Annotated in this window: 26 protein-coding genes; 2 read left to right on the forward strand and 24 right to left on the reverse strand. The window is 36.9% G+C overall.

The annotated features are described in order from the left end of the window. Positions 1–53 precede the first annotated feature (53 nt). The 21 genes from tolB to N0B29_RS01560 form a co-directional block, all read right to left on the reverse strand. Complete coding sequence (tolB, locus tag N0B29_RS01460) at positions 54–1322, reverse strand: Tol-Pal system protein TolB (RefSeq protein WP_263831930.1); 1269 nt, start codon at positions 1320–1322, stop codon at positions 54–56. 3 nt (positions 1323–1325) lie between these two features. Then, positions 1326–2063, reverse strand: coding sequence for a TonB C-terminal domain-containing protein (locus N0B29_RS01465; protein WP_263831931.1), 738 nt, complete (start codon positions 2061–2063; stop codon positions 1326–1328). A 44-nt stretch (positions 2064–2107) separates the two neighbouring features. Continuing rightward, entirely contained in the window at positions 2108–2500 is a 393-nt protein-coding gene (locus N0B29_RS01470; RefSeq protein ID WP_263831932.1) for an ExbD/TolR family protein, read from the reverse strand. Position 2501: 1 nt separating this feature from the next. Beyond that, the gene (locus N0B29_RS01475; RefSeq protein ID WP_263831933.1) at positions 2502–3089 is read right to left on the reverse strand and encodes a MotA/TolQ/ExbB proton channel family protein; all 588 of its coding nucleotides are present in this window, start codon (positions 3087–3089) and stop codon (positions 2502–2504) included. 5 nt (positions 3090–3094) lie between these two features. Next, positions 3095–3490 carry an ATP synthase F1 subunit epsilon gene (atpC, locus tag N0B29_RS01480; protein WP_263831934.1) on the reverse strand — a complete coding sequence of 132 codons (396 nt, stop codon included), beginning with the start codon at positions 3488–3490 and terminating at the stop codon, positions 3095–3097. A 19-nt stretch (positions 3491–3509) separates the two neighbouring features. After that, positions 3510–4907: a F0F1 ATP synthase subunit beta gene (gene atpD, locus N0B29_RS01485; RefSeq protein WP_263831935.1), complete on the reverse strand. Its 1398-nt coding sequence runs from the start codon at positions 4905–4907 to the stop codon at positions 3510–3512. A gap of 42 nt (positions 4908–4949) precedes the next feature. Continuing rightward, positions 4950–5834, reverse strand: coding sequence for an ATP synthase F1 subunit gamma (gene atpG, locus N0B29_RS01490; protein WP_263831936.1), 885 nt, complete (start codon positions 5832–5834; stop codon positions 4950–4952). A gap of 9 nt (positions 5835–5843) precedes the next feature. Continuing rightward, positions 5844–7349 carry a F0F1 ATP synthase subunit alpha gene (gene atpA / locus N0B29_RS01495; protein WP_263832484.1) on the reverse strand — a complete coding sequence of 502 codons (1506 nt, stop codon included), beginning with the start codon at positions 7347–7349 and terminating at the stop codon, positions 5844–5846. A 50-nt stretch (positions 7350–7399) separates the two neighbouring features. Then, positions 7400–7930 carry a F0F1 ATP synthase subunit delta gene (locus N0B29_RS01500; RefSeq protein ID WP_263831937.1) on the reverse strand — a complete coding sequence of 177 codons (531 nt, stop codon included), beginning with the start codon at positions 7928–7930 and terminating at the stop codon, positions 7400–7402. Then, on the reverse strand, positions 7930–8445 hold the full coding sequence (locus tag N0B29_RS01505; protein ID WP_263831938.1) for a F0F1 ATP synthase subunit B: 516 nt from the start codon (positions 8443–8445) through the stop codon (positions 7930–7932). Before N0B29_RS01505 ends, N0B29_RS01500 begins: the two co-directional genes overlap by 1 nt. Before the next feature lie 11 nt (positions 8446–8456). Next, complete coding sequence (locus tag N0B29_RS01510; protein ID WP_263831939.1) at positions 8457–8879, reverse strand: FoF1 ATP synthase subunit B'; 423 nt, start codon at positions 8877–8879, stop codon at positions 8457–8459. 143 nt (positions 8880–9022) lie between these two features. Further along, the gene (locus tag N0B29_RS01515) at positions 9023–9877 is read right to left on the reverse strand and encodes a ParB/RepB/Spo0J family partition protein (RefSeq protein ID WP_263831940.1); all 855 of its coding nucleotides are present in this window, start codon (positions 9875–9877) and stop codon (positions 9023–9025) included. 4 nt (positions 9878–9881) lie between these two features. After that, positions 9882–10667 carry a ParA family protein gene (locus tag N0B29_RS01520; RefSeq protein WP_025343857.1) on the reverse strand — a complete coding sequence of 262 codons (786 nt, stop codon included), beginning with the start codon at positions 10665–10667 and terminating at the stop codon, positions 9882–9884. After that, a complete protein-coding gene (locus N0B29_RS01525) occupies positions 10664–11299 on the reverse strand; it encodes a biotin--[acetyl-CoA-carboxylase] ligase (RefSeq protein ID WP_263831941.1) in 636 nt (211 codons plus the stop codon). The genes N0B29_RS01520 and N0B29_RS01525 overlap by 4 nt, the downstream gene beginning before the upstream one ends. Then, positions 11280–12197 carry a methionyl-tRNA formyltransferase gene (gene fmt, locus N0B29_RS01530; RefSeq protein WP_263831942.1) on the reverse strand — a complete coding sequence of 306 codons (918 nt, stop codon included), beginning with the start codon at positions 12195–12197 and terminating at the stop codon, positions 11280–11282. The genes N0B29_RS01525 and fmt overlap by 20 nt, the downstream gene beginning before the upstream one ends. Before the next feature lies 1 nt (position 12198). Continuing rightward, the gene (gene proB / locus N0B29_RS01535; protein WP_263831943.1) at positions 12199–12963 is read right to left on the reverse strand and encodes a glutamate 5-kinase; all 765 of its coding nucleotides are present in this window, start codon (positions 12961–12963) and stop codon (positions 12199–12201) included. Next, positions 12944–14050, reverse strand: coding sequence for a GTPase ObgE (gene obgE / locus N0B29_RS01540; RefSeq protein WP_263831944.1), 1107 nt, complete (start codon positions 14048–14050; stop codon positions 12944–12946). Before obgE ends, proB begins: the two co-directional genes overlap by 20 nt. Before the next feature lie 121 nt (positions 14051–14171). After that, a complete protein-coding gene (gene rpmA, locus N0B29_RS01545) occupies positions 14172–14432 on the reverse strand; it encodes a 50S ribosomal protein L27 (RefSeq protein WP_263831945.1) in 261 nt (86 codons plus the stop codon). A gap of 38 nt (positions 14433–14470) precedes the next feature. Next, positions 14471–14779 carry a 50S ribosomal protein L21 gene (rplU, locus tag N0B29_RS01550; RefSeq protein ID WP_014768747.1) on the reverse strand — a complete coding sequence of 103 codons (309 nt, stop codon included), beginning with the start codon at positions 14777–14779 and terminating at the stop codon, positions 14471–14473. Positions 14780–14878: 99 nt separating this feature from the next. After that, the gene (gene pyk / locus N0B29_RS01555) at positions 14879–16324 is read right to left on the reverse strand and encodes a pyruvate kinase (RefSeq protein ID WP_263831946.1); all 1446 of its coding nucleotides are present in this window, start codon (positions 16322–16324) and stop codon (positions 14879–14881) included. Between the two features lie 81 nt (positions 16325–16405). Beyond that, positions 16406–16858, reverse strand: a complete 453-nt coding sequence (locus N0B29_RS01560) for a hypothetical protein (RefSeq protein WP_263831947.1) — start codon at positions 16856–16858, stop codon at positions 16406–16408. A 131-nt stretch (positions 16859–16989) separates the two neighbouring features. Between N0B29_RS01560 and N0B29_RS01565 the strand changes: the two genes are divergently transcribed. Next, positions 16990–18042 carry a chemotaxis protein CheX gene (locus tag N0B29_RS01565; RefSeq protein ID WP_263831948.1) on the forward strand — a complete coding sequence of 351 codons (1053 nt, stop codon included), beginning with the start codon at positions 16990–16992 and terminating at the stop codon, positions 18040–18042. Here the strand turns inward: N0B29_RS01565 and N0B29_RS01570 are convergent, their stop codons facing one another. Together N0B29_RS01570 and N0B29_RS01575 are read right to left on the reverse strand one after the other, a co-directional pair. Beyond that, positions 18043–19197 carry a S41 family peptidase gene (locus tag N0B29_RS01570; protein ID WP_263831949.1) on the reverse strand — a complete coding sequence of 385 codons (1155 nt, stop codon included), beginning with the start codon at positions 19195–19197 and terminating at the stop codon, positions 18043–18045. A gap of 82 nt (positions 19198–19279) precedes the next feature. Next, the gene (locus tag N0B29_RS01575; protein ID WP_263831950.1) at positions 19280–19735 is read right to left on the reverse strand and encodes a GNAT family N-acetyltransferase; all 456 of its coding nucleotides are present in this window, start codon (positions 19733–19735) and stop codon (positions 19280–19282) included. Positions 19736–19815: 80 nt separating this feature from the next. Between N0B29_RS01575 and N0B29_RS01580 the strand changes: the two genes are divergently transcribed. Beyond that, the gene (locus tag N0B29_RS01580; protein ID WP_263831951.1) at positions 19816–20292 is read left to right on the forward strand and encodes a hypothetical protein; all 477 of its coding nucleotides are present in this window, start codon (positions 19816–19818) and stop codon (positions 20290–20292) included. On the opposite strand, the gene N0B29_RS01585 is transcribed toward N0B29_RS01580, so the two are convergent. After that, positions 20289–20978 carry a class I SAM-dependent DNA methyltransferase gene (locus tag N0B29_RS01585; RefSeq protein ID WP_263831952.1) on the reverse strand — a complete coding sequence of 230 codons (690 nt, stop codon included), beginning with the start codon at positions 20976–20978 and terminating at the stop codon, positions 20289–20291. The genes N0B29_RS01580 and N0B29_RS01585 overlap by 4 nt on opposite strands. Positions 20979–20987: the final 9 nt, after the last annotated feature.

A 20987-nucleotide genomic window follows, 5' to 3' on the forward strand; every position in this document is an offset into this window, starting at 1 on the left:
TTAAAAGTTCAAATTTAAAAACTTCGGAATTATACCACATTTTTTTTTAAAAGTCACCAGTCAATTGACTGAAGTTTGCCTGTTTTTAACGGAAAATGATACGTTTTGTTTGCATTTAGGCGAATTATGCCCAAAGCACTCTGATTTCCAAACTGTTTTATAAACATGATGGTATCAGGATCTTTTGCAAAACGTGGATAAAGATTTTCTCCTGTTGCAGTTAACTGTCTTAAATAATCTGTTTTTGTTGAAATCAAATAAAGATTAAATGTATTTCTTCCAAATTCACTATCACCCTCTCTACTTGAATAAACAATATAGTTGTCGTAAGTTGATATTGAGTTCTTGTTTTTGCCATGATAAACAAGTTTTTCAAAACTTTTATCGTAAATTCCTTGAGCAAATATGTCTGGACTTCCCAAACGATCAGAAACAAAAGCAATACGTTTGTCATCATCAATAAAATTGCCATTTACATCAATTCCAGAATAATCTGTAATCTTTGTAATTTTTCTAGTTTGTAGATCATAGAGATAAATATCGGGTTGATCTTTAGGTGCCATTGTAAGAAGTAATTTATTTCCATCTTTTGAAACATCCGAACAAACAACCATTCCAGGACTTGAAATAATGTTCTTTCTGCTACCATCTCTTAAATCATATTTATATACTGTTGGTTCAGCGCCACTATAAGAAGTGTAGAAAAATCCACTTTGTTCTGAATTCGCCCATTTAGGGAAAACATTCAGTCCACCCGTAACAATAACTTTCTGATAGCTAAGTGTGTAGTCAGAAATAACAATTTCACTTTTTTTAGCTTCTGTATATCGTGCGAATATAACAGATTGCTCCATCCATTTAATAGAAGGTGCACCGACTTGATCATTCGCATCGACAACAATTTTATGCGCTAAAAAAGGATTTCTTTTCTTATCAGTAATGCTATATGATTTTTCGAATGTAGTGACACCGGTTTTTGCATTAATCAATTTTACGTTCGCTGATGCAGCATTCAAATCTTGCCCTAAACTAAAACGCAAGATCATATCTACTTTTTTATCAGATAAAAAATTTTCTAGTGGACCGCCTTCATAACTACTTTGTAAATAATCATCAAGTACGTTAAAATGACTACTAACGCGTAAATCTCCAGCAATAAGTTTGAAAAAGCTTTTTCTAAACTCCAAATCAACATTTTTTGGACTTGCATCTTGTACTGCTATCTTTGGAAGTACATCTATTTTTTTTACGATTTCTACTGTTGCATCAGCAGCATATGCAAAAAAAGTTAAACATAAAAAAGCAACAATTTTTTTGAACATGTTTTACTCCTTGATATCTTTAAATTCGACTTGCATCTCAAAAAGCGGACCTTTTTCATACTTTGGAAATTCTACAGATTCCATAGCTTTAAGGAACTCTTTGAGTTTAGTGTTGAACTCGTTATTATAAGACAAAGAAACTATTTTGTAACTAAAGGTTCCTCGATCACTTACTTTGATGACAACCTTTGCAACATTGCCATTTTCAGTATCAATTGTTTTTTGCCAATTTTCCTCTAATATCTCTTGAACTTTACCAATAAACGGATCATACTCGCCGCCTTTTTTACTATCAATCGAATGTTTTTGCTCAGAGAAGTTCAGCGAATTTGCAATTTTAGATGCAGCATTCTCACTTTTTTCTTTAGTCTCTTCTTTGTTTGGCTTTATTCTTGTTGGCGCTGTCTGATCTTTTTTCTGCTCTTTTGCATCAGGAGGTAATTTTGAAGTATTAATATCTTCAAATAATCCTCGAAGCGATTGACTCTTTACAGCCTCTTTAGGCGAAGAAGCAACTTTTTTTTCTTCAGCAGGTGGTTTTTCAGCAGGCTTCTCAACAGGCTTTTGAACTTCTTCTTTTTTTCGCTCTTCTTTGAGTTTTTCAGAATCATTCTTTTTTCGCTCAACTAAAGCAACATTCATAGGATCTTTTTGGGAAGTATAATTTTTAATAGTATCTTTTTGATGACCTATTATATAGGCAAAAAAGACCAAGAGGACAACATATAAAAGGATGGACATAGTCCATCCTAAAGAGGCATATCTATTCACGCTCGACACAGGATCTATCCATTCGTTTCTAAAGATACATTAGTAAAACCAGCCTGTTTAATAGTTTTGAGTACAAACATTACATCTTTATATGAAAGACCCTCATCAGCTTTAATATAAACAATACTTTTAAGAGGATACTTACTTTTTTGCATCATAAAACTATCAGGGAATTCCGCAAGCGCAAAGCTATCAGTTTTAATATAGACTTTACGATCCTTAGTTACCCTTATCTCAAGTTCGGGAAGTTTACTCACCACAGCTGATTTACTGCCATCAGGTAATTTAATTACCTCTTCATAAACCAAAGCAGGTGTTGTTACCATCAAAATAGCAAGGAGTACTAACATAATATCTACTAAAGGCGTAATATTTAGATCAGGTACTTCATCCAATTGACTCATCATTTTAGCTATCTCTTCTTGGCTCATTTGCAGAGAGTAAAATATCTACTTCTCTTTGTACATAAACGATGACTTCGTATGCTTTTCTTCTAAGAAAAAGATTGGCACTGTATGCAGGAATTGCAACAAAAATACCTGTAGCTGTTGCAACAAGTGCCTCACTAATAGCTGGAGCAATAACGCCTAACGATGCACTTCCAGATTGTCCAAGACCACTGAATGTCTCCAAAATTGAGACAACAGTTCCAAATAAACCAATAAAAGGAGCTGTTGAAGCAATAATAGAGAGCATCCAAAGACCACTAGTTGCATTTTTTTCAGCAACATTCTTACATACATTTAACAGTTTTTCAGAAGCTCCTGCAGCACTTGAACATTTTCTCAAAATCGAATCATCTCGTACATTTTTAGCGCCCATTAACATTGATTCTAAAGAACTTTTCTCAATTGAGAGCCAATGTCCTAAATAGAGATATCTGCTAAAGAAAATACCAAAGGTAATAACAAAATAAAGCGACAACCAGATCAAGATCACCCACGTAAAAAAGCCACTTCTTGCAAAATAATTCAAGAACATTTCAAAAGACGACATAAGATTTAAAATTTCCTTGTTTTTGCGATAGACTCAATTTTTGCAGTTGCCATTGCAATAGCCACATCTGAATCGCTAATACTCTCAAGGAGTTGTTTAGCGGCTTCTAGCGATTTTGCAACTTCACTTTCACTGACCCCACCAATTGAAACTGCACCATCTGCTAAAACGGTCACAGAGTTTTCATCGACCTTGACATGTCCCCAATTAATTGCGACAACATCATGGTTCCCATCTTTGAGCTCAATATCAATCACACCCGCTTGTAAAAGCGTTACTAAAGAGGCATGGTTTGGTAAAACACCAAACTCACCCTCTTTGCCTGGAAGCGTAACACTTTTTACATCGTTGGCAAAAATCTGACCCGTAGGAGTCACAATTTCCAATTTTAATGTATTCATTTTTTAACCTTATCGCTTCTTAGCTTTTTAGTTTTGCAGCTTTCTCAATAACTTCTTCGATACTTCCTACCATATAAAAAGCAGCTTCTGGTAAATCATCGTATTTACCCTCTAAGATACCTTTAAAGCCAGCGATTGACTCTTCAAGCGTAACATATTTTCCAGGACTTCCTGTAAATACTTCAGCAACGAAGAATGGCTGAGACAAGAATCTCTCAATTTTACGAGCACGATCAACAGTAACTTTGTCTTCTTCACTAAGTTCGTCCATACCAAGGATTGCAATAATGTCTTGGAGGTCTTTATACTTTTGAAGCACTGCTTGTACGCCGCGAGATACATTATAGTGTTCGCTTCCCAAAATTTCAGGGTTAAGCATACGTGAACTTGAATCAAGAGGATCAACGGCAGGGTAAATACCTTTTTCTGCAATCGCACGGTTAAGTACGGTTGTTGCATCTAAGTGGGCAAAAACAGTAGCAGGCGCTGGATCGGTCAAGTCATCCGCTGGTACATAAACTGCTTGAACAGAAGTAATTGAACCTTTTTTAGTTGATGTAATTCTCTCTTGGAATTTACCCATTTCACTTGCAAGTGTTGGTTGATAACCAACCGCTGAAGGAATACGTCCAAGAAGTGCTGACATTTCTGCACCTGATTGTGAGAAACGGAAAATGTTATCAATAAACATCAATACGTCAAGTCCCATTTCATCACGGAAGTACTCAGCCATAGTAAGACCAGTAAGTGCAATACGGTTACGTGCTCCTGGTGGTTCACTCATTTGTCCATAGCACAGTGCAACTTTATCCAAAACGTTAGAATCTTTCATTTCGTGATAAAGGTCATTTCCTTCACGTGTTCTCTCACCAACACCAGCAAATACTGAATAACCACTGTGTTTAAATGCAACGTTGTGGATTAATTCCATAATAATAACGGTTTTACCAACACCAGCACCACCGAATAATCCTACTTTACCACCTTTTGCATAAGGAGCGAGAAGGTCAACAACCTTAATACCTGTTTCAAAAATTTCTGATTTAGTACTTTGTTCTTCAAATTTTGGTGGTTCTCTGTGAATTGACCATTGTGTTTTTCTTGAAACATCTGGACCTTGATCAATGACATCGCCAACAACGTTGAAAATTCTTCCTAGAACTTCTTCACCTACTGGAACTTGAATAGGATTTCCTAAAGCTTTAACTTCAATACCTCTTGTTAAACCTTCACTCATATCCATCGCAATTGTTCTTACACGGTTGTCGCCTAAATGTGCTGCTACTTCAAGAATTAACTTTTGTTTCTTGCCTTCTACTTCATAATTCACTTCAATCGCTTCATTGATTTTAGGAAGGTAGCCATTAAAATCGACGTCAACAACTGGACCCATAATCTGGCTAATTAATCCATTCATTGAATATTCTCCTTTTATTTTTTGCAAACAGTTTATTTCATATTATTTCATAGATTCTACACCACTGATAATCTCAATGAGTTCAGTAGTAATAGACTCTTGTCTAGCTTTATTATATGCCAATGTTAAAATGCCAACACGCTCTTTTGCGTTGTTAGTTGCATTTTCCATTGCTTGCATTCTCGCACTATGTTCAGCCGCTAATGAATCAATCAATGCGTAATACATATTGTATTCAAAATACTTTTGTAACAATGAATCTAAAATCTCTTCACCACTTTCATCAGGCTCTAATTCCATGAGTGAGCTTGTTTCTCGTGATTCAAGAGGAGATTGTACTGGAACAACATCCACAATTTTTAACTCTTGTGAAATCATATTTTTATAGCCGTTATGTATCAAGATAACTTTGTCAGTTTTACCTTCAACAAAATCATCGATTGCACCTTTGATAATTTCTTGTGCTTTTTCATAACTTGGGGATGAACTTACGCCTGCATAGGAGGTCAAAAGTTCAGTTCCTTGGAAATTGAAAAATGCCATGCCTTTTCTTCCAACGGCACGTAGTCTAACGGTTACTTTTTGTGCTGCGTAATCTGTTAAAAGTTTGCGAACTGCTTTAATCGTTTGAATATTAAAACCACCGCATAGACCTTTATCTGCTGTCACAAAAATAACATCTACTGTGCCTGGAGTCTCATTTTTATCAAAAAAACGACTCTCAACCGCACCATTTTTGTACTGGTTGATTTTATAAGCAATTTCAGTGAGTACTTCATTAATCTTAATAGCGTACACACGTGATTGCTTTGCAGCCATTTCGGCTCGTTTCAGTTTTGCAGTTGAAACGAGCTTCATAGCTCTTGTTGTTTTTTGAGTATTCTGAACACTCTTAATTTTTCTTTTTATCTCTTTAAGGTTTGCCATAGCTTATCCTTACTTGACTGCAAACGTCGCTTTAAACTCGCTCAATGCCTTATGTAATAGCTCTTCAAGCTCTTTATCAATCGCTTTTTTAGCTTTAAGTTGTTCAAAAATATCTGCATATTTTGCTTCAACATAAGAGTTAAGTTCCGTTTCAAAACGGCCTACTGATTTAACATCAATACTATCTAAGTACCCTTTAGCACCAGCAAAAATAATCAAAATCTGTTTTTCTACAGCAATTGGAGCATAAGGAGGTTGTTTCAAGAGTTCAACCATACGTTGACCACGCTCTAATTGTTTACGGCTTGATTCATCAAGATCACTTGCAAATTGTGCAAACGCTTGAAGCTCACGATATTGTGCAAGGTCAAGTCTCATTGTACCTGCAACTTGTTTTGTTGCTTTAATTTGAGCTGCACCACCAACACGAGAAACAGATAGACCAACGTTAATAGCTGGACGGATACCTGAGTTAAAGAGGTCAGATTCCAAAAAGATTTGACCATCTGTAATTGAAATAACGTTTGTTGGAATATAAGCTGATACGTCACCTGCTTGTGTTTCAATAATTGGAAGGGCAGTCAAAGAACCTGCACCTAATTCATCGTTAACTTTTGCAGCACGCTCAAGAAGTCTTGAGTGTAGATAGAAAACGTCGCCTGGGTACGCTTCACGACCTGGAGGACGGCGTAGAATCAATGACATTTCACGATAAGCAACCGCATGTTTTGAAAGATCATCATAAACGATTAATGCGTGTTTACCACTATCTCTGAAATACTCACCCATAGAAACACCCGCATATGGCGCTAAGAATTGCATTGCAGCAGAATCACTAGCACCTGCATTAACGATGATTGTGTATTCCATAGCGCCGTGTTCTTCAAGTTTTTTTACAACTTGGGCAACAGTAGATTGTTTTTGACCAATCGCAACATAAATACATGTAACGTTTTGACCTTTTTGATTGATGATAGTATCGATTGCAATCGTTGTTTTACCCGTTTGTCTATCACCAATAATAAGCTCTCTTTGTCCTCTACCAATTGGAACAAGTGCATCAATCGCTTTAATACCTGTTTGAAGTGGTTCATGAACAGATTTACGTGCCATAATACCATGTGCTTTTTCTTCAACGAAACGTGTCTCAGTTGCGTTGATTGGACCTTTTGCATCAATTGGATCACCCAATGAGTTAACAACACGTCCAACAAGTGCTTCACCAACAGGAACACGAAGAAGTTTTGCTAATCTTTTAACAGAAGAACCTTCTTTAATATCATTACAGCTACCAAGAACAACGATACCTACACTTGATTCCTCAAGGTTAAGTGCCATTCCTCTCTCACCATTTTCAAACTCGACCATTTCACCGGCCATAACGTTTTTCAAACCATAAACATTGGCAACACCGTCAGCTACAGAAATAACTTTCCCTGTCTCTTCGATATCAACATTGAGCTCAAAGTTTTCAATACGCTCTTTAATGATTGAACTGATTTCATCAGCTTTCATTTTTGCTCCCACAAATTACTCCTTAACTTTCTTTTTATCTATTGTTATTGTTAAATTGCTTTTAAAATATGCTCTGTCATCTGAGCTTTTAAGCGCTCAACTGAAAAGCTTACTTCAACACCCAAATCATCCAACTCTACTTTAATTCCAGGATAACTGTTTTCATTAGCGTTTAATTTAATCTTAGCATTAAATTTTTTACTGAAATTTTCTTCTAACATTGCAATTTGTGCTTGACTCATTTTAAAGTTTGTCGAGACACTGCCTTCATAGGTATTGTTTTTCAAAGAGAGCTGATATTTTAACTCTTTTGCAACAACGGGAATTAGTTTTAATCGATCATTACTGCTCAACAATTTAATGAAATTTTGAAATTTCACATTTTTGTTTTCGACTAAAGAAAGAACAAGTTCTTCTTTTGCTTTTGATGTTACATCTGGAGAGAGAATAATGTTATTAAATTTCTCTAACTTAAATGCATCAACCAATTGAATCAACAGACCATAAACTTCTGTTAATTCGCTATCTTTACATCCACTCATGAGAGCATTAACATATTTTTTTGCTATCGCTCCACTCATTATGCAACCTTCTTATTGACAATTTTGACAATTTCGTCATTATCAAGAGAGATTGAACCCTCTTTAAACATTTCATCTAAAATTTCACACACAATCGCTCTTTGCATTTTACGACGTTCAATGCTGACGCGATCTTCAAAAGCTTTTTCTAAGCCTTCAATTTCAGCTTCTGCCTCTTGAGCAACTTTATCGCCTAAAAGAAGTGCTTCTTTTTTTGCAGTTTCAACAAGAGCCCTTGCATTTGCTTTTGCTTCTTCAACTTTAGCAAGCGCAATCTCTTTTTTGCTATTAGACTCTTTTAATTTTACTTGAATAGAATCTAATTTTGTTGCAATCTCATTTTTGCGTCCAAGATACCACTGTTTTGCAGCATCTGCAACATAGTAGTACATAATCGCAGCAAAAATTAGAAAGTTAATGGTTCTAGGAATAATATCGCTTGCCCCATCACTCTCACCACCATTGGCTAAAAGTGCAATTGGAGCTAACAAGAGTAAAAAATAGTTCATTTTCATCCGCATACTCCTTAAATATGGCTCAGTTTAGCAGAAACGCTCTCTTTGAAAAGAGGCATTTGCGCCAACAGACCATTTTTAAACTCATTTTTTTCTGACTCTAAAGCCTTCAAAAATGCTACACCTTGAGCTTCAATATCACTCTTTTTTTGCTCAACTTTTTTTGCAGCTTTTTCTTTAGCCTCGTTCAGTGCAGCTTCTCTAATCTTAGCTGCTTCCATTTTGCCCTCAGACAAAATTGTCTCTACTTCTTTATAGTAGGCTACAACGTCACTGGCATTTTTCCCTGCATTTTCTAAATCACGATTAATAGAGTTGTTTCTATTGTCGATAAACTCCAAAAGGGGTTTATAAAGCGTTTTGTTAAGAAGTATTAACAAAACTAAAAATACAGTTCCAGTCACCAGTAACAGTGCTGGGATAATATCCAACATATTTCTTGCTCCTTTAGCTCGAGATCAGACTCAATTTTTAAGATTTTTTTAGCACAAACAAGATTGCTGTATCAAAATTTTGCGCGAATTGTAACACAGCAAAGGAAAATAGTTTATTAAATTAATAAAAACAACTAATGAGATTACTTCAATTGCTCCAAAAAAGTATAGATTGCTTCACCGTTTTTAAAATGGATTGTAATAGTATTGGCTTTTGGTGTAGCCTCAAAACCAAGCTCTTTGAGCCTGCTTTTAAGTGTTTGGAGTTCTTCAGGAATAGCAGAAATGGTCTTTACATGTTTATTTATTGTTTCATCAGCACTTTTCAATTTTTTAACCAATGCCTCAGTTTCACGCACACTGAGTTTTTGACCTAAAATTGTATTGACGATAGTCTCCTCATCTTTTGGCTCAAGTCCTACCAAAACTTTTGCATGACCTTGGGAAAGGACACCCTCTGAAAGGTACTTCTTCGTTTGATCACTTAGGCTTAAAAGACGAATAGTGTTGGTAATTTGCGTTCGGCTTTTATGAATAATTTCAGAAAGCCCGTCTTGAGTTATTTTATACTCTTCAATCAACTCTTTATACGCAATTGCAAGTTCAACGGGGTTGAGATCTTCTCTTTGGATATTTTCAATAAGAGCAAGTTCACGTAGATTTTTTGATTCAATGTCGGCAACAATCGCTTTAATCTTTGTGAAACCAGCCAATTTACTTGCACGTAAACGACGTTCACCCGCAAGGAGCATATAGCCTTCATCTTTGGCAACAACGATAATAGGTTGAATTAAACCATGTCGCTTGATTGACTCGCTTAACTCTTTAAGAGCCGTTTCATTAAATGAAACACGCGGTTGATAAGGGTTAGGCGTAATACGTTCAATATCTATTTCACGAACTAAATCTTTCGCCTGTTCAATGTCTTGTTTGTAAGCCTCTTCAACATCCTCAATAATAGCACTTAATCCTCGTCCTAAAACTTTCTTTGCGCTCATCACATCAGCTCACTAAAATTGAATTTGCAAGATTTTGGTACGCTTTAGAACCTGGAGATTCTACATCATACAAAATAATGGGTTTACCAAAACTTGGGGATTCTGCAAGCTTAATATTGCGAGGAATGACCACATACGAAGCGCTCTCTTTATCAACAAACAGTTTACTTTTAAAGTGCTCTTTAAGATCTGCAAAAACTTGTTTTGAAAGATTGTTTTGTGTGCTGTACATCGTTGGTAAAAAGCCTTTAATTTCCAGTGTTGGATTAATTGTTTTTTTAATCAATTTCACGGTATTAAGCAGCTGAGCCAAACCTTCCAATGCAAAAAATTCACACTGAATAGGAATAATAACGGAGTTTGCAGCGCTTAACGCATTGATTGTAATACTTCCAAGTGCTGGAGGCGAATCAATGATAATATAATCATATTGGTCTTTAATTTCTTCAATTTTTGTCTTTAAAATAAGCTCACGCCCTTTTGTGTTGTTGTCGTAAAACTCTTTTTCAACACCTACAAGACCAATATTGGATGGTGCTACATGTAACGTTGAAAGAGATGTCTCAAGTATGACTTGCGAGAGACGTTTTCTGCCGATAAGAACGTGATAGATGTTGTACTCATAGTCACTTCTGTGAAAACCAAGACCTGTTGTAGCATTGGCTTGAGGATCAATGTCGATCAATAACACGCGCTTTTCAGCAACTGCTAAGGAGGCAGCCAAATTGATAGCGGTCGTTGTTTTACCAACACCACCCTTTTGATTTGCTATCGCTATAATCTCACTCATCGTAAACTGTACACCTTTTTATTTTCTAGCTCTATAGAGCCATCATCACACAATATCGCGTCACGCAACGAGACCAATTTGCCATCCAAATGGAAAGAGAAGTTTCTGTTTTGATCAAATTCTATCTTATATTTACTAAAAACTTTCTTCCACGATATTTTTTCCTCAACCTTTGCAATTAAATCTTCGGCTAAAGCATTTGGTGTAACGATGATATCTAAAATTCCGAAATTTTCGGGTGCACTGCAAATATTAAGACCTATTGAGCCTACAATAACAGCACCGATTTTGGTGGTAATCATCCCTCCAATTTTTGTGTCATTACAGTAAAAATCATTGGGCCACTTCAACCATACGTGCGAGCCTTGCTCCTCTAAAATCTGCTTCGTCAAAGCCGAAAAATAGATCGATACAGAGGCTAATGGTAAATCGAGCGGTAACTGTTTCTCTTCTACACAAAACGAGAAAAAGAGATTTCCCGCTTCTCCGATCCAGCTATTTCCACGACTTCCAACGCCATTGCTCTGTAGTGAAGCTCCAACGGCACATGGTGCAAGAAGTGTACCTTCGCGAAGTGAGGCGATAAGATACTGATGTGTAGATTCTAAGGTATCAAACCAGTGGATCACCAATGTTAAGCCTTTTTCCTCGAATATAATCTAGTGCTTTCATCGCATTTTTAGAAACGGGTTGAAGCGTTTTAAGAAGAAGTGAGCCTTTTTTACATGTAATAATGACACCTTCAGAGCTTATCGCTTTAATCACACCAGCAATAGCTTCATCTTCATGACTAAATAATTCAAGATCAAGCAGTTTTAGCCCCGATTCGATAAAGAGGCCTGGCCAAGGAGAGAGTGCTTTATACTGGGTGAGGATGTGATTGGCATTTTGTTCAAATGAGATCAGTCCATCTTCTTTTTTGATCTTTTTACAATGTGTTGAATTGGCACTCATTTGGGTCAAAGGAGAAAGCGATGTAAAATTTTTAAGCGTCGTTACGGTTAGTTTTGCCGCCAACATGGCTAATAGATCAAAAAGGATGGACGCGTTATGTTCTGGCTCAATTTTCAAATATGAAAATCCTAGCATTGCTCCGGTATCTAATCCCTCTTCCATCAACATAGAAGTGACGCCTGCGTAGGTTTCATTCGCAAGGAGTGTTGATTGGATAGGACTAGCACCTCGGTATTTTGGAAGTAAAGAAGCGTGAAGGTTAATGCATGGGGCAATATCAAGGACTGCTTTAGGCAAAATCTGCCCGTACGCGGCTACTACAATAAAATCAGGTTGATAAGAGGCAATTTTTAGTTGCGCCTCTTCTGTACGCAGAGATTTCGGCTGAAAAATTTCTACATGTAAATCTTGTTCGAGTAGCCACGCTTTGATATGAGGAGGTGTCAGTACTTGTTTTCGACCAACGGGTTTATCCTCTTGCGTAACGACAAGCACGATCTCAATATCTGCATCTTTAAGCAATGCCTCCAAAATCGTCGTCGCATAAGAAGGTGTCCCCATAAAAATGACGCGCATCTTAATCCTTACATGTAAAGAGTGTTCCACCTTTATGAACGCCCTCTAGCATATAACTTTTAACATCACTTAAATCAAAACCACTCGCAATAAACATCGATTTTTTGCGTTCAAGTAAAAAGTCTGCCGCTTTGAGTTTGGTGACAATGCCGCCTGTGGCAAAAGCAAAATTGGCTGATTTTTCAACTTCCAATTCAGAAGGCTCAATCTCATGAACGATTTTACGCATTTTTGCATCTTCGTGTTTGTGTGGATCTTTGTCATAATAACCATCAATGTCGGAGAGTAAGATCAAAAGATCTGCACCAAAGTAATAAGCGACACGAGAAGAGAGTTGATCGTTATCACCAAATACAAGCTCTTCGGTTGCTGTTGCATCATTTTCGTTAATGATAGGAAGAATTCCATTTTCAAGCAATGTGTCTATCGTACATTTAGCATGGTAACAGCGTTTTCGTGAATCAAAATCATCTGCTGTTAAAAGAAGCTGGGCACCACTTTTACCAAATTTCTCTAGCTTCTTGTTATACATCGCCATGAGCTGTGGCTGACCTACTGCAGCAATCGCTTGGCGATTGTGCAACAATTTTTTATCCAATTTTAAAAGAGAATACCCCGCAGCAACAGCACCGGAAGAGACCAAAATCACCTCATGCTTTTGCATAAGTGCCACTAAAAATTCAACTAAATTAAGAATACGCTCTTTGCATAAACGGTTTTGCTCGCTAAGGACATGCGTGCCAACCTTAACAACTACTCTTTTCATCACGAACCTTTGTTATAACATCAGATAGGGCATATTTAATCGGATCAATATTGATCTTAGAAACAGACGAAATTGGCATGACAAAAAATGGCAATGCTCGCTCTCTTTCATGCACATCTTGGCAATACGTATGTAAATCTTCCCGTGCTTTATATTTGCTTGCCAAATCATTGGCTTCAAGCCCAAGCAAAGCTAAGAAAGCATCGACTTTTTCATTGGTCTCTTCGGGGCTTAGTGTGTCACAACGTGTGAGTGCAATCGCATAATCGCGAATGGCTAGTTTCTCCGAAAAGTTTTTTAGCTCTTGTTGCAATGTAAAATACTGCTCTTTAAGATCACGATAATTGGCAAGATCAACCATAAAAAGTAAAAATTTTGTACGCTCAATATGACGCAAGAACTCAATACCTAACCCCTTACCTTCGCTAGCACCCCCAATAATTCCAGGAATGTCAGCCATGACGTAAGAGCGATAATCATCCGTTACAACAACACCTAATTTGGGTGTGAGTGTTGTAAATTCATAATTGGCAATTTCAGGTTGCGCATTGGAAACAACTGAAATCAGTGTTGATTTTCCGACATTTGGAAAACCTACGAGTCCAACATCTGCAATGAGTTTAAGCTCTAACTTAATCTCTTTTGTAACACCACCACGTCCAGGTTGCGCAAATTCAGGGCGTTGATTGGTTGAACTTTTAAAGTGCGTATTACCAAGACCGCCCATTCCGCCTTCTAAAAAGAGTTTTTTATCTTCATCTTCTAAAAGATCTAAAAGCACTTCACCCGTTTCAGCATCAAGGACTTGGGTTCCAGGAGGAACAGTAACAATTAAATGCTCACCCATTTTGCCGTACATTTTTCGCCCCATACCTGGCTCACCATTTTTAGCTTTAAGGTGTTGATTGTTGCGAAAGTGAGAAAGAGTATGGGTGTTTCTATCAATTTGGAAATAGACATTGCCACCACGCCCACCATCTCCACCATCAGGACCACCTTGGATAACATGCTTTTCTCTACGGAAAGAGACACAACCCGGTCCGCCTTTGCCTGAGCTGAGTGTTAATGCTACATTGTCTATAAACATCGTAAAAACCTTTTAATATGTAGAATAATGCCTTTAATCATTACATGTAATCGTATAATCATTAGAGGTATTTTTTGTTTTTGAGGGAAAAAAAGAGGGTGGAGCGAACTCCACCTTTAAATTACAAACTTGCGGGGATAACAGAAACTTTGTTTCTTATTTTATCTTTACGTTGGAATTGTACAAAACCATCGATTAATGCGTAGATAGTGTGATCTACACCAATACCTACGTTACTTCCTAAATGTACTTTTGTTCCACGTTGACGAATAATAATATTACCTGCACGTACGAACTCGCCACCAAATTTTTTAACACCCAGTCTACGTCCAGCTGAGTCTCTATTATTCTGGGTACTTCCCTGACCTTTCTTGTGAGCCATTGGTTACTCCTAATCTTTTCTTATGTAACGTTTGTGGGTTAAGCTTTAATGCTTACAACTTTTACTCTAGTGTATTGTCTTCTAAAACCACGTTTGACTTTTGAGTCTTTACGTCTGCGTTTTTTGAAAGTAATAACTTTTTTGTCTTTGCCTTCAGTAACAACTTCTAGTTCTACTGTAGCACCATTGACGAATGGAGCACCCACTTTAAGTTCGCCATTATTCACAGCTAAAACTTCCGTCACTACTATTTTCTCTTTTGGCTGAGCGTCAAGTTTGTCGACATTTAAGTAGTCGCCTTCTTGAACTTTGTACTGCTTCCCGCCATTTTTGATAATTGCATACATGCGTATGTCCTTCTTGGGAGAGATTTTATTTTGAGGTTTGGATTTTACCTAAACCTTCTTTAAGGTAATATTAAAATAAAACCTCACTGCTATTTCGCGTTAAAGTACCATGTCAGTGTAGTACTCAATCTGCGCTTTTTTCAAAATACGAATAAAGTTTGTACTGCCTTCTACCCCTGCTGGATAACCTGCTGCTACGATATAGGTTTTTTCTTTGTCGATTAAACCTCTCTCAATTCCTTTTTGAAGGGTTTTACCAAGCATCATATTGAGATTACTTGCTTCAATATTCATAATCGGCTTCACACCCCAAGCAATCGTTAAAGAGCGTGCTGTTCGTTCATCATGTGTAACGGCATAAATATCTGCTTTAATGCGGTAACGTGCTAATTTACGTGCTGATTTTCCTGAACTGGTGAGTGAAATCATCGCTTCAACACCCAAACGATCTGCCAAACGCGCTGTAGAAGAAGAGATAATATCGGTCTCATCTAAGAATGGATAAACCTCAAATTTGCTGTACGGATAGATTGTCTCTGTCTCTTTGATGGTATTGGCCATAACTTCAACAACATGAATCGGGTTTTTACCAATCGCACTCTCTTCGGAAAGCATGACAGCATCGGTTCCATCAAGTACGGCATTGGCAACGTCACTGATTTCAGCTCTGGTTGCCATCTCTTTTTCAGCCATAGAAAGAAGCATTTGTGTTGCAGTAATAACTGGCTTGGACGCAGCATTGGCTTTGGCAATAATTCTTTTTTGAATACTTGGAACTTTATAGTATGGTACTTCAATACCAAGATCGCCCCTTGCAACCATGATGCCATCACTTACTTCTAAAATCTCATCAATTTTTTCTACCGCATCAAATTTTTCAATTTTAGCAAAGATGTGTGAACGTGACTTGTGTGCTTTAAGAATTTTTCTTACATGTAAAATATCTTTGGCACTTTGAACAAACGAAACTGCCACAAAATCAACGCCATGTTGTGCACCCCATAAAAGGTCTGCTTCATCTTTTGGCGTAATAACCTCGATGTTAATGACGGTATTTGGGAAATTGACCCCTTTATTGGAAGAAAGTTTACCGCTATTTTCAATCTCTGTTACAATTTTTTTGCCTATTTCAATGACTTTTGCTCTGATGTTGCCATCATAAAGGTAGATATATTCACCCTCTTTGAGCATATCTAAGATTTGAGGTTGATTGATGCACAGTTCATAAGCACCATCTTGAAGTTTTTTACCTTCAATTTGCTCTTTCGTAAAATAGAGCTTGTCACCAACTTCTAAATAAAAATCTTCCTCAAGTTTTCCAACACGAATTTTAGGGCCACAAATATCTTGTAAAACACCTACTTTTTTCTGTACATTTTTTTCTGCTTCTCTGATTTTTGCTAATGTGCTTGCATGATACTCATGGGTACCATGGCTAAAATTGAGACGAAATACGTTTACACCAGCGTTAATTAATCCTTCTAAAACCTCTACGCTATCGCTTGCTGGTCCAACTGTTGCTAGGATTTTTGTCTTTTTATCCATCTTTAGTTCCTTCTTTCAAAATGAGTTCTATTGTATCACTTTTTTGTTACAAAATTATATCATAAGCCTTACATGTAAAGGCTAAAGTGATGATGAAGTTTTGCCCAATGCTTCTTTTTCAATACCATCAAACAAAAGCTTATAAATCTGCTCTGCTCTACTTTCAATGTACTCAAAAGAGTGCGCTTGCTTGCACAATCGTATAAAATGTCCCATCACCGCTTCATTGATTTTTATTTGGGCTTTTAAAAGCGATCGAAGAAGATACGTGTAGCGTTCAGTGCCATAGTCAATTGCAAGATGATACTTTTGTATCACTCTTGTGGCATCTTCTTCCCAGATATGCATCGACATAGGAAGTTTTTCGCGTAATATTTTTTTGAGCTTTTGAGTGCCTTTTTTAAAAACATCAAATTTTATTGTGTAGCTTGAAAAAAAGATTAATTCTTCTAATTCTTTATGCGTTTCGACATAAATCTCATCTTTAATATAGTATTTGATGGCGTTATCAATATCTTCAAAGCGTGATTTCATCGACTTTTTGCAACCTCACAAGTTTCTTAATGTATATTATATCGGCAGATTAATTCAATAAAATTAAAAGCTTTCTATGCTATCATCTCTGACTCATAATCCTAATTAATATAAACGGTTGAAACAAGGCCATGACAAATACCATACAACACTCGATTTTAATCTTTAACTATAATGAAGCTGTCCTTGAAAGTCGTAATAGTGTTTTATACAACACGATTGTTGGACAACAAGCTTCTTTAAAAGAGAAAGGTATCAAAGGTATTCTTGTTTCTTTAAAAGATACTCCTTATGCGCCCTTAGTCAAAGAAGATCCCAATCTTGCAAATTTAGTAAAGCAACTTGAAAAATTAAGCCATACTATTGATCTTCCCGTCGCTATTGGTGACTATAAAAGAGATACTTTCACGTATCTTAAAAAACTCAGTTCCGATACATCCGTCAAACTTTTCCAAAATATTAACACCGCACTCCTCTTTTTCAATCCTAGTGCGCTGAAAAAAGAACTTGCGGTACTTATTTACGATGAAGACAAAGAAAATGCCGATAAAATTGCAAGTGAACTTGTGAAGCTTGGCTACTCTATCGTGCATGCACAAAATGCTGAAGACTTTAAACTCAAAGCTTCTGCTAAAAAATATGATATGACGATTACGCATACTGCGATTAATCAAGCCAAAAATAAACCATCGGCAACACAGAGTTTAGGTCTTTCCAAACAACTTATCATCAACCTCCCTGTCTTTATTGACACAGCGGTTAATTCACTGGTCACTATTACAGGACTTGAAGCCCAAAAGATAAAACACGAAATCAGACCCTTTAATGAAAAAATTCCATCACAAGTTATTATTGCTGCTATGAAGTTTAAAGGTGATATTAGTGGTGCTTTCTTCCTGATCTTTCCACGAGAACTTGCCCTCATTGCCCTCGAAGCAATGTTAGGAGAAAGCCTTGAAGCAGAAGACACCGCAGCCATTGTCGATGGTGTTGCAGAACTTTGCAATATTATCACAGGTTCAGCTAAAGTCATTTTCTCGAACAAAAAACTCAAAGTGCTTTTTGAACTCCCCAAAACCTACCTTTCTTTACAGGTAGCACTGAGTGATACACTAGGGTCTAACGGTGTCTGGATCGATATGCAGCTAGATGAAAAACCATTTTATATGTTCGTTACGAAATAATTACTTCTTTTGTAAAAAGTGCAATGCCTCCGCAAGAGGCTTGTCGCTCTCTTCGTTCTCTTGATGGACTTCAATATTTGGGCTAACGCCACTTGGCCACACACTTTTTCCTTTGGGTGTACTCCACCTTGCTGTTGCAAATTTTACGGCTGACGTATTGGTACTTAACGGAAAGAGTGTTGCAAAAGTATCTTTTCCAAACGTTGGTGTTCCAATGATCACCGCACGATTGTACTCTTGCAATACAGAAGCTACAATTTCAGAGCTTCCCGATGAGTCATTATTGACTAAAATAACCAAAGGAACGGTTTTTAAAAAAGGTAGTGCTTCTATTTTTTGAACATATTCAGACCCATCATAGTCTTGTGGCGTATTTTTATACTGCTTTTTTTCTTCTTTATGGCGACTTTTCACATTAATAATAAGCTTATCATTTTCTAAAAAAAGAGAAGTGATGGCTATACCACTCGTAAAAAAGCCTCCTGGATTATCACGAAGATCCAAAATAAAACCACTCACTTTGTGCTCTTGTGAATCATAGAGATACTGCGTGTCTTCCAGCATTTCCGCAAGTGCATTTTGAGCAAAAGAGCTAATCTTTATGTAGGCAATATCACCTTCAAACATTCGCGGTGTAATAAGATCAATCGTAACATTTTTTCGTGTTAGTTGTAATTCAATAGGTTTAGTGCTATTGGACTTCAAAACGCTCAGTTTTATTTTGCTATTAGGTGCTCCTCTTAGTTGAGCAACAACTTCTTCAACACTAAGATCACGGACGAGTATGCCATCCACTTGAACAATCTCATCTCCTTTTTGAAGATTCACTTTCTGTGCAGGAGAGTGTTCTACTACCGATTTAACAAAAATATGGTTATGTTTCTCCATCAGAAAAAGCCCAATACCCGCTACGGCTTTAGAACTTAAATAGAGTGTTTCATACTCTTCTTCGTTCAAATAGCGTCCATTTTGATCGACGCTATTCACCATTCCATCTAAACATCTGTTCATAAGTCGTTTTTCATCAACTGGATTGATTGACTCATCTTTGATTTTCTGTGCAACTTCTTGATATAAAGCAGAAGGATCATACGAAGGTGAGGCCGCATTAAGCATGCCTACAATAATGAAAATAACCCCCAACAAGCGTCTCAAAAACATCTCCTATCGTGTATCTATGTTGTATAGTACTATTTTCATACGATTTTTGCAAAAATAGTCACACTTGAAATAGCTTTTACTTTTCAGTCAGTAGCAACCTCATCGGTTGCATCAAAGAAGCTTCAAACCCAAACTGCTGATAAAAATGGTGTGCTTTAAAATTATCGGTATCGGTTAAAAGCGTAATGCGTTTACATGTAAGTTTTTCGGCATACAAAATAGCATGCTCAATAAGCGCATGTCCACCACCTTTTCCTCGCCAAAGAGGATCAACAACCATATCTTCTAAAAACGCTACTTTCCCACCCAATGCTGTGCTTATTGTCCATAAAAGAGTGACCATACCGATAATTTTTTGATCACTTTTTAGTACAAAAATAGTCCCTATACTTGCATCATTAAGAATCATTTGAAGCCCAGTTTGTTGTAGGGTACGGTTAGGAACAAACTCTGCTTCTTGTGAAAAAAGTATTGTTAGTAAATCTATTAAACGCTCAATATCAGAAAGTTTTGCCTCTTCAACAACAAACATAACACTCCTTTACATTTTTAGTATTGTAACATAGGAACCTTTTTTGCTTGTCATAATAAGATCGCTATAAGGAGTTTTTGATGACAATCAGTGATGCTCAAAATAAAATAAGTCAATCGTTGAACAGCACACTTACAACGCTTAAAAACGAAGGTACTTCCGCTCTCTCCTCTTTTGCAAAGGAACTTCAAAGCCAACTTGGCGTTAAGACAAATATAAATCAGCCAGAGGTTATAGCGCCTAGTGAATCAGATACGATGGTTGAAGAGTTTAAAAATACATTAGGCACGAAAGGGGCACTGACTTTTTTTCAAGATTACAACAATGAAAAAATTGAGAAGATGATTGAAGAGAAAAAAGCAGAATTAGAAGGTAAACTAGGACTTAGTGCCGATACTCAACCGCCATTAACGGGGAATGCAAGAACCGAAGCATTGGCAACGTTAGATCAAATGATGAGTGATTTTCGCAAGCAACTGATGGATAAACTCAATGCAGACACGAAGATAGATCAACAAAATTCAATGCTCACTACATTTTTACAAAAAATGGGTTAACGTTTTTGCAACATTAAAATGGTTTTATCAGGCTCGTCACCAAATAGTGTGACGGGTTTGGTAGAGCTGAGTTTAAACATTTTAAGCTTTTTGAAATATGAAAGCGGATGAAAGTATTGCGTTATTGACCCTTCTTCCTTACGGTAAAACTCACCCTCTTTTTCAAACAGAACAATCTTGGTTAAAAGCTCTTTGTTAAAGAACGTTGCATCAACAGACAAAAATTGATCATTTCTGTTTTGACACATCACACCATCTGCCACACCTTCAAAACCATAGAGAGTGTTGACATCAAAGATAAAATAGCCCTCTTTAGGTAAAACTCTTGCGACTGCTTCTAAAAAAGAGCCTATCTCTACGGGCGAGATATAGTTGAGTACATCAGCAATAGCAACAACACATTCAAATGAAGCTTCCTCAAACGCCTCTAACTCTTTGGTGCTTGCATTCACACCTAAAGCAAGAGCACGCTCAACCATAGAGCCACTTCTATCAATGCCACAGGCATCAAATTGCTCGTTTTGCAAGTGGCTTAAAAAGGTTCCATTACCGCATCCCACATCTAAAATACGCTTTACATGTAAAGATTTGAGTAAGTTCAAATAGATCTGATAGAGTTTTTCATACTGTGCATCAAAGCCTATTAAAGACTCGATTTTAGCGTAAAGGTCAAGAGGATTTATCATGTGTGTAGG

Source organism: Sulfurospirillum oryzae (genome assembly GCF_025770725.1).
GTDB lineage: Bacteria > Campylobacterota > Campylobacteria > Campylobacterales > Sulfurospirillaceae > Sulfurospirillum > Sulfurospirillum oryzae.

Coding starts and splice junctions, on each gene's coding strand:
- tolB (WP_263831930.1), bottom strand. CDS start 1,322: ATGTTCAAAAAAATTGTTGCTTTTTTATGTTTAACTTTTTTTGCATAT.
- N0B29_RS01465 (WP_263831931.1), bottom strand. CDS start 2,063: ATGTCCATCCTTTTATATGTTGTCCTCTTGGTCTTTTTTGCCTATATA.
- N0B29_RS01470 (WP_263831932.1), bottom strand. CDS start 2,500: ATGATGAGTCAATTGGATGAAGTACCTGATCTAAATATTACGCCTTTA.
- N0B29_RS01475 (WP_263831933.1), bottom strand. CDS start 3,089: ATGTCGTCTTTTGAAATGTTCTTGAATTATTTTGCAAGAAGTGGCTTT.
- atpC (WP_263831934.1), bottom strand. CDS start 3,490: ATGAATACATTAAAATTGGAAATTGTGACTCCTACGGGTCAGATTTTT.
- atpD (WP_263831935.1), bottom strand. CDS start 4,907: ATGAATGGATTAATTAGCCAGATTATGGGTCCAGTTGTTGACGTCGAT.
- atpG (WP_263831936.1), bottom strand. CDS start 5,834: ATGGCAAACCTTAAAGAGATAAAAAGAAAAATTAAGAGTGTTCAGAAT.
- atpA (WP_263832484.1), bottom strand. CDS start 7,349: ATGAAAGCTGATGAAATCAGTTCAATCATTAAAGAGCGTATTGAAAAC.
- N0B29_RS01500 (WP_263831937.1), bottom strand. CDS start 7,930: ATGAGTGGAGCGATAGCAAAAAAATATGTTAATGCTCTCATGAGTGGA.
- N0B29_RS01505 (WP_263831938.1), bottom strand. CDS start 8,445: ATGAAAATGAACTATTTTTTACTCTTGTTAGCTCCAATTGCACTTTTA.
- N0B29_RS01510 (WP_263831939.1), bottom strand. CDS start 8,879: ATGTTGGATATTATCCCAGCACTGTTACTGGTGACTGGAACTGTATTT.
- N0B29_RS01515 (WP_263831940.1), bottom strand. CDS start 9,877: ATGAGCGCAAAGAAAGTTTTAGGACGAGGATTAAGTGCTATTATTGAG.
- N0B29_RS01520 (WP_025343857.1), bottom strand. CDS start 10,667: ATGAGTGAGATTATAGCGATAGCAAATCAAAAGGGTGGTGTTGGTAAA.
- fmt (WP_263831942.1), bottom strand. CDS start 12,197: ATGCGCGTCATTTTTATGGGGACACCTTCTTATGCGACGACGATTTTG.
- proB (WP_263831943.1), bottom strand. CDS start 12,963: ATGAAAAGAGTAGTTGTTAAGGTTGGCACGCATGTCCTTAGCGAGCAA.
- obgE (WP_263831944.1), bottom strand. CDS start 14,050: ATGTTTATAGACAATGTAGCATTAACACTCAGCTCAGGCAAAGGCGGA.
- rpmA (WP_263831945.1), bottom strand. CDS start 14,432: ATGGCTCACAAGAAAGGTCAGGGAAGTACCCAGAATAATAGAGACTCA.
- rplU (WP_014768747.1), bottom strand. CDS start 14,779: ATGTATGCAATTATCAAAAATGGCGGGAAGCAGTACAAAGTTCAAGAA.
- pyk (WP_263831946.1), bottom strand. CDS start 16,324: ATGGATAAAAAGACAAAAATCCTAGCAACAGTTGGACCAGCAAGCGAT.
- N0B29_RS01560 (WP_263831947.1), bottom strand. CDS start 16,858: ATGAAATCACGCTTTGAAGATATTGATAACGCCATCAAATACTATATT.
- N0B29_RS01565 (WP_263831948.1), top strand. CDS start 16,990: ATGACAAATACCATACAACACTCGATTTTAATCTTTAACTATAATGAA.
- N0B29_RS01575 (WP_263831950.1), bottom strand. CDS start 19,735: ATGTTTGTTGTTGAAGAGGCAAAACTTTCTGATATTGAGCGTTTAATA.
- N0B29_RS01580 (WP_263831951.1), top strand. CDS start 19,816: ATGACAATCAGTGATGCTCAAAATAAAATAAGTCAATCGTTGAACAGC.
- N0B29_RS01585 (WP_263831952.1), bottom strand. CDS start 20,978: ATGATAAATCCTCTTGACCTTTACGCTAAAATCGAGTCTTTAATAGGC.